General features: G+C 40.3%; 8 protein-coding genes. 4 read left to right on the forward strand and 4 right to left on the reverse strand.

All coding sequences use genetic code 11. The features are described from left to right. Positions 1-100 precede the first annotated feature (100 nt). Complete coding sequence (locus B4K26_RS01820; protein ID WP_296243185.1) at positions 101-247, reverse strand: SDR family oxidoreductase; 147 nt, start codon at positions 245-247, stop codon at positions 101-103. A 283-nt stretch (positions 248-530) separates the two neighbouring features. Between B4K26_RS01820 and B4K26_RS01825 the strand changes: the two genes are divergently transcribed. Both B4K26_RS01825 and cysG read left to right on the forward strand, forming a co-directional pair. Beyond that, positions 531-1,481, forward strand: a complete 951-nt coding sequence (locus tag B4K26_RS01825; RefSeq protein ID WP_296243178.1) for an acyltransferase — start codon at positions 531-533, stop codon at positions 1,479-1,481. Between the two features lie 258 nt (positions 1,482-1,739). Beyond that, on the forward strand, positions 1,740-3,341 hold the full coding sequence (gene cysG, locus B4K26_RS01830; RefSeq protein ID WP_296243179.1) for a siroheme synthase CysG: 1,602 nt from the start codon (positions 1,740-1,742) through the stop codon (positions 3,339-3,341). A 110-nt stretch (positions 3,342-3,451) separates the two neighbouring features. Here the strand turns inward: cysG and B4K26_RS01835 are convergent, their stop codons facing one another. The 3 genes from B4K26_RS01835 to B4K26_RS01845 form a co-directional block, all read right to left on the reverse strand. Then, positions 3,452-3,841 (reverse strand): hypothetical protein, encoded by a 390-nt coding sequence (locus tag B4K26_RS01835; RefSeq protein ID WP_296243180.1) that lies wholly within the window; start codon positions 3,839-3,841, stop codon positions 3,452-3,454. Positions 3,842-4,056: 215 nt separating this feature from the next. Continuing rightward, positions 4,057-4,245 (reverse strand): ArsB/NhaD family transporter, encoded by a 189-nt coding sequence (locus tag B4K26_RS01840; protein ID WP_349681499.1) that lies wholly within the window; start codon positions 4,243-4,245, stop codon positions 4,057-4,059. 164 nt (positions 4,246-4,409) lie between these two features. Next, on the reverse strand, positions 4,410-4,610 hold the full coding sequence (locus B4K26_RS01845; RefSeq protein WP_296243181.1) for a hypothetical protein: 201 nt from the start codon (positions 4,608-4,610) through the stop codon (positions 4,410-4,412). Between the two features lie 98 nt (positions 4,611-4,708). Here B4K26_RS01845 and B4K26_RS01850 point away from each other — a divergent pair, with 98 nt between their 5' ends. Continuing rightward, positions 4,709-5,209, forward strand: a complete 501-nt coding sequence (locus tag B4K26_RS01850) for a hypothetical protein (protein WP_296243182.1) — start codon at positions 4,709-4,711, stop codon at positions 5,207-5,209. A gap of 158 nt (positions 5,210-5,367) precedes the next feature. Further along, positions 5,368-5,995, forward strand: a 628-nt coding sequence (locus B4K26_RS01855) for an alcohol dehydrogenase catalytic domain-containing protein (protein ID WP_296243183.1), incomplete at its 3' end; no start/stop codon positions are given.

Genomic DNA, 5,995 nt, shown 5'->3' on the forward strand with positions numbered 1-5,995 from the left:
ATAACTTATAACTTTTCTTTAGAGCATTACTTACGACCAAGCGCCCAGCCACCATCCATAAAGACGTTGGCGCCGTGCATATAGTTCGAGTCATCAGACGCTAAAAAACTGCCAACGCTGCAATCTCTTCGGGCTTACCAGCGCGCTGAGCTGGAATACGATTTAGGCGGTCATCATCAATATCCTCCGTCATTGGCGTTTCAATAAACCCTGGCGATAGAATATTCACTTTGACGCCTTTTTTAATACTATATTTTTTCTGCTTTTGGTAGGCCGACTAATAAGAAAATGGCACCCTACAGGCTTCGAGTTGCGTAGATGTTGCATAAATAACGTTTTCTTAACGTTTTATCGGCTAACATTACGGTATTCTATGGCTTCAAAGGCGGCGCAAAATCATATTAAATATGACGCCAATCCTTTAAAACCAAACTATGGAAGACGTTGTTTATATTTGCAGCTACTTGTGCGCCTTTTTATAATCAAGCTCAATCATGGCTTTGCCACACTCATCAATACGGATATTTGATATGCCTTTAATAAAAAAAATCGATTCATTCTATGAAAAACTGCATGATAAGCTACCGACTGTCGGCAAGGCAGCCTCTTTTCTGACTGGTACTGGCGTTCTCACCGCCAATAGTGCGTTGGTTGGTCTACCGGTCTGGACTATGGGCGCGGCGAAAGTATTGACTGGGTCAAAACTGACCGATGATGCCTTAATTGCGATTACCAAATATTGGATCAATAGTAACAACGCCGTGATTGACCATGCGCTGCCCCATAAAGATTGGCGCATTAATATGCCCGACGATTTGAGCGAGGACAAGCAATACCTACTCGTCAGCAATCATCAATCGTGGGTCGATACCAGTATCGTGCAATATATCAGCCAAGATACGCTGCCTTTAACGCGGTTTTTTACTAAGTTTAATCTGATTTATATCCCCGTTATCGGTCAAGCCTTTTACTTTTTAGACTTCCCAATGATGCGCCGCCACTCTAAAGAAGCGATTGCCAAAAATCCTGCCCTCAAAGGTAAGGATATCGAAGAAGCAAAGCGTGCCTGTCGTCAATTAAAGAACAAACCTTTCGCGCTATTAAACTATTTGGAAGGGACACGCTTTACTAAAGAAAAACATGACAAACAAGGCTCACCTTATGAGCATCTATTAAAACCACGCGCTGGCGGGTTGTCATTGGCAATCAATGCCTTAGGCAATGAATTAGATTCAATTTTAGACATTACCATTGTCTATCCCGACGGTGCGCCCGACTATGATGATTTATGGAAAGGTAATATTCGTCGCTTGGGCGTCGATGTGACGCGCTTAACCATACCGGACGAGTTATTTGCGGCCATTATGGATGGCGGCTATGACCGTGATGAAGCCACTAAAAAAATGATGTTTGATTGGTTAGAAGACATTTGGCAACAAAAAGATGCCCGCATTACTAAGATGCTCAGTGAGTTTGAGTAGATTTTGGCAGTAAGTTAAACACTATCCATGTAAATATAAGACTTAGAATCCACATCAGCCACAAGCTTAAAAGTGAGCTTGTGGTTTTTTTCTGCTACGTTTCTACGTTTTTATTCCCCAGCTATTCCACATCTTAGCAAAAATCATCAGCAACATGAAAAAAATGAATATGTTAATGCCAATTCACTAGGTGAGCGCCTGACGTTCTTAGCTCATAATGATGGCATATTCTATATTGATTGAATCATTGGTGATGCTATGAACACCTTTCCGCTATTTTTTAAATTAGAAGACCGCAAAGTACTGATCGTTGGTGGCGGTGATGTCGCGCTCCGTAAAGCTGATTTACTCAGCCGCGCGGGTGCTGCGATCACAATCCTTGCGCCAACTATCAGTGCTGAAATAAAAACTTTGCTCAGCCACACTAACGACAAAGCCAAGCACAAAATGATTTATGAAAATTATAATAAAGCTTATATGACTGGCGCACGCGTTATTATCGCCGCAACCGATGATGAAACGCTCAATCATCAAATTCATGCCGATGCCAGCGAGCTGAATATCCCCGTTAATGTGGTTGATACGCCGCATTTATGTGATTTTATTTTCCCAGCGATTGTCGATCGCAATCCCATTGTAATTGGGATTTCTTCAAATGGTAAAGCACCAGTGCTGGCGCGCCTGTTGCGTGCGCGCTTAGAAACGTTAATTCCACAAGGTTATGGCAAGCTTGCTAAATTGGCAGGCGAGTTCCGTGGCGAGGTTAAAGCCAAAATTCCAACCTTGACAGGCCGCCGTCAGTTTTGGGAGCGCGCCTTTGAAGGAAAAGTCAGTCAGCTGATGTTTGCTGGCAATGAAAATGAAGCCGCCGCGCAACTGCAAGCGGATCTAGATCATACAGCTGTAGCTATCAGTAAAAAAAATACAGTAGATAATATATCTAAAGAATCTCAATCCGTAAAAAATGTAATGGGTGAAGTTTATATCGTTGGTGCCGGTCCTGGTGATCCAGAACTGCTTACTTTTAAAGCGCTGCGCCTCATGCAGCAAGCCGATATCGTCTATTATGATGCGTTAGTGTCACCGCAAGTACTGGATTTATGCCGCCGCGATGCTGACAAAGTATTTGTCGGTAAAAAACGTAGCAACCATGCCGTCGCTCAGCTTGGTATCAATGAGCTGCTCGTCAATAGCGCAAAAGAAGGTCGCCGTGTGGTGCGTTTAAAAGGCGGCGATCCTTTCATCTTTGGACGCGGCGGCGAAGAGATTGAAAGCTTGCGTGCGCATGGCGTCCCTTATCAAGTCGTGCCCGGAATTACTGCTGCCAATGCTGCTGCCAGTTATGCAGGTATTCCTTTGACGCACCGAGATCATTCGCAGTCGGTACGTTTTGTGACAGGATTTTTGAAAGCTGGCGCGCCAAACAGTAACTTTAAAAACTTCTTGGATACCAACGAGACCGTGGTGTTTTATATGGGGCTGCATTCGCTGGCACGTTTGACGACAGGTTTAATTGATGCTGGACGTAGTAGCGATACCCCAATCGCCATTGTCTCTAATGCCAGTATGCCCAATCAGCAAGTATTGACTGGTACGCTTGCCGATATCGTTGAATTGCAAGAACAAAATCAGCTACCCACGCCTGCTCTGCTGATTATGGGAGATGTGGTTGGACTGCATCATGATTTGGCTTGGTATCATGTAGACAATGAGCAGAACAACCAAAATACTGCTGATAATTGGTTACACGGTGGTAAGACAGCGGCGGCAAAAACCCCTACTAGCCAGCAAGCACATGCGCTATCAATGGTCGCTAATTTGGTAACCGCTGATGACGTAGAGCAATTAGTGATTGGCTAAGTGCTATTTAAGGTTAAACTACTAATATTTACAGATACTTAAAAGGCGTTATTATACAACTATTAAATAGAGGTTTAATAACGCTATGGAGCCAAACCTGTCTCTTTTAATTAACGATGACGGTTGTAGTTGTAGTTGTAGTTGTGGTTTTGATTATATTTACCTTGATTGTGACCATTTTGAGGTCCACGATGTACTCTATTCGCAGCTCTCATTTTTTCTAACTGATTACGCTGTGATACGGTCAGTACTTTTGAGATTGCCGCATAATTATTTTTATAACCATTTTTACCATTGTTATGATTTGATTTTTGAATCGCTTGAATTTGGCTTTTTTCCTTTTTGGTTAAGTTTAGTTTAGACAATGAACCATTATTTACATTCATTCCATAGTGAGTAGTGTTATATGCTGCCGCGTTCACCTGACTAACCATGGCTAGGCAGGTAGAGATTGCTAATACTGAGCCTAGGGCGATTTTTTTAAAGATGTTAATTTTCATCGTTACTTCCTTTTTAATTGACACTGGGTATAAATCTTAGTTTTTGTTAGCAATTTTTTTTGAGAGAAAGTCGCTTAAATAGTACGATAAAGCTTCTTTCTGTCGATAAAGGAAATCATAACGGATTATGGTGTTGCGTAGATTTATGAAAGTTAAAGAAGAGTAACGACTGTGGCTGAATAGCGCGTACTTATTACCTGTTTGATAATATCTCGTCAAATATAGGTAATATGTGGATGAGAGTTTGGTTTTTTGATGGCAAAAGAGGAATGCGGCTTCGTAATATGGTGCATATACACTATCCAAAATACTAACAATGTGGCGATAACTGAGACGGAATTTACTTGCACCATTATTGCCGCATAGCGACCAAAATAAACATTGAAATAATCGGCACTAATAATGTTGAGAGGTTAAAGGTATACCTAAAGCATTATTTTAAAATTGTTTACCATAATCATTGTTATGGGGGTATATTCAGGATGCTATACAGGCATCTAATGTATTCCAATGTAGTGTTAAGTCTCCACTATACTTGTAGAGATTTTATCAATAATAAATTGCCGTATTAAATAACAATAGTATTAAGATTGGTTCTTAGGTTATTACACGCCCTTTCATAATCTTCAGTCTTTATATAGTCTTCTGTAATACTAAACATCATATCTTCAGTCTCAAATATAATTCTTTTAGCTTCGTCTAGAAATATAATATTAGTTATATTATGGGTATTTAATAACCTACTACCCGTATCTATAAATTGAGACATAAACTTAATCCTTATTTCAGTGTTAAGCCATTATATATAAAGCATACCTGTAGCGAAATAGTCAGGTGCTTTCGCTAGTTCGGTACCCTAGTGAGGACTTGAATGCTAAGCTGTGGGCTAATGATATCAATAGTTTGAGTTTTTTAGGTAGTTGCGGTGTACTTGGTAATGTACACGAAGTGAGCTTTTCAAGATTCAATCGAATTACCCTTAATTATCTTAAAAAATTTAGAGTGTTAGCAGATGAAGAGTCTAGGAAAGTAACGGATCAGTTTATTAGCTCTTTTCCGATACGAACTAGTGGTAGCGGAGGAATCGACTGGAACAAGGTTGATAGAAAAGTACTATTAACCTGTATCGAAGAAATTAAAAATCAAATAACTTTCACACTAACAGATAGTTGTTTTGTTATCTGGAATGATGCAGCACACCCGGTTGTAGCGACTACTGTTGAAAATATAGTAAAGGCTTTTGACGACGTTACAGCTGTAAGCTTCGATACATGGATATTCATCCCAAGAAATAATAATGTAATTGAAAGTACCCCATCCAGTTTAAGAATGACCACATTTTTTACTTACAACACGCAACCTTTTTAACACACGTTAATTATAAATCTCGATTTTCAAGGTGCTAATATAATTGAGTAATACTTAACTTAGATAACATAAACCACTGATTCTAATAATTTTCATTTTGTATTATCACAGCTTATTGTTTATCTAGATTTTGCAATCTTTACTTAATGGGAGATATTATGCGTGCTTTAACCTACCACGGTGCTAAAGATGTGCGAGTGGACAATGTCCCAGATCCTAAACTGCAAGAAAAAGATGATGTTATTTTACGTGTGACTGCGACTGCAATTTGTGGCTCAGATTTACACTTGTATCGTGGCAAAATGCCTGCAACCGAGGAAGGCGATATTTTCGGTCATGAGTTTATGGGTGTGGTTGAAGAAGTAGGCTCTGAAGTCACTGCTGTTAAGAAAGGTGACAGAGTTGTTATTCCTTTTGTTATCGCATGTGGTAACTGCTTTTTCTGTCAGCATGACCTAATGTCTGCTTGTGAGACTACAAATACAGGCCCAGGCGCTGCTATTAATAAAAAAATAATTCCGCCACCGGCTGCTTTATTTGGTCTTAGCCATTTATATGGTGGGATTCCTGGTGGACAAGCAGAATTTGTACGGGTTCCTAAAGGTAATTTTGGTCCGTTCAAAGTACCTGGCTCACTGTCCGATGAGAAGGTTTTATTTTTATCAGATATTTTACCGACTGCTTGGCAGGCCGTGACTAATGCCAATATTACTAAAGGTTCAACCGTAGCTATTTATGGTGCGGGTCCTGTGGGGTTATTATCGGCAGCTTGTGCCAAAATGTTAG

It is taken from the genome of Psychrobacter sp. UBA6766 (assembly GCF_002453355.1).
In the GTDB taxonomy this organism is placed as follows: domain Bacteria; phylum Pseudomonadota; class Gammaproteobacteria; order Pseudomonadales; family Moraxellaceae; genus Psychrobacter.

What these genes read in the sequence shown, in the direction of transcription:
- B4K26_RS01825 (WP_296243178.1), top strand. Translation starts at nt 531, where the DNA reads ATGCCTTTAATAAAAAAAATCGATTCATTCTATGAAAAACTGCATGAT.
- cysG (WP_296243179.1), top strand. Translation starts at nt 1,740, where the DNA reads ATGAACACCTTTCCGCTATTTTTTAAATTAGAAGACCGCAAAGTACTG.
- B4K26_RS01835 (WP_296243180.1), bottom strand. Translation starts at nt 3,841, where the DNA reads ATGAAAATTAACATCTTTAAAAAAATCGCCCTAGGCTCAGTATTAGCA.
- B4K26_RS01845 (WP_296243181.1), bottom strand. Translation starts at nt 4,610, where the DNA reads ATGTCTCAATTTATAGATACGGGTAGTAGGTTATTAAATACCCATAAT.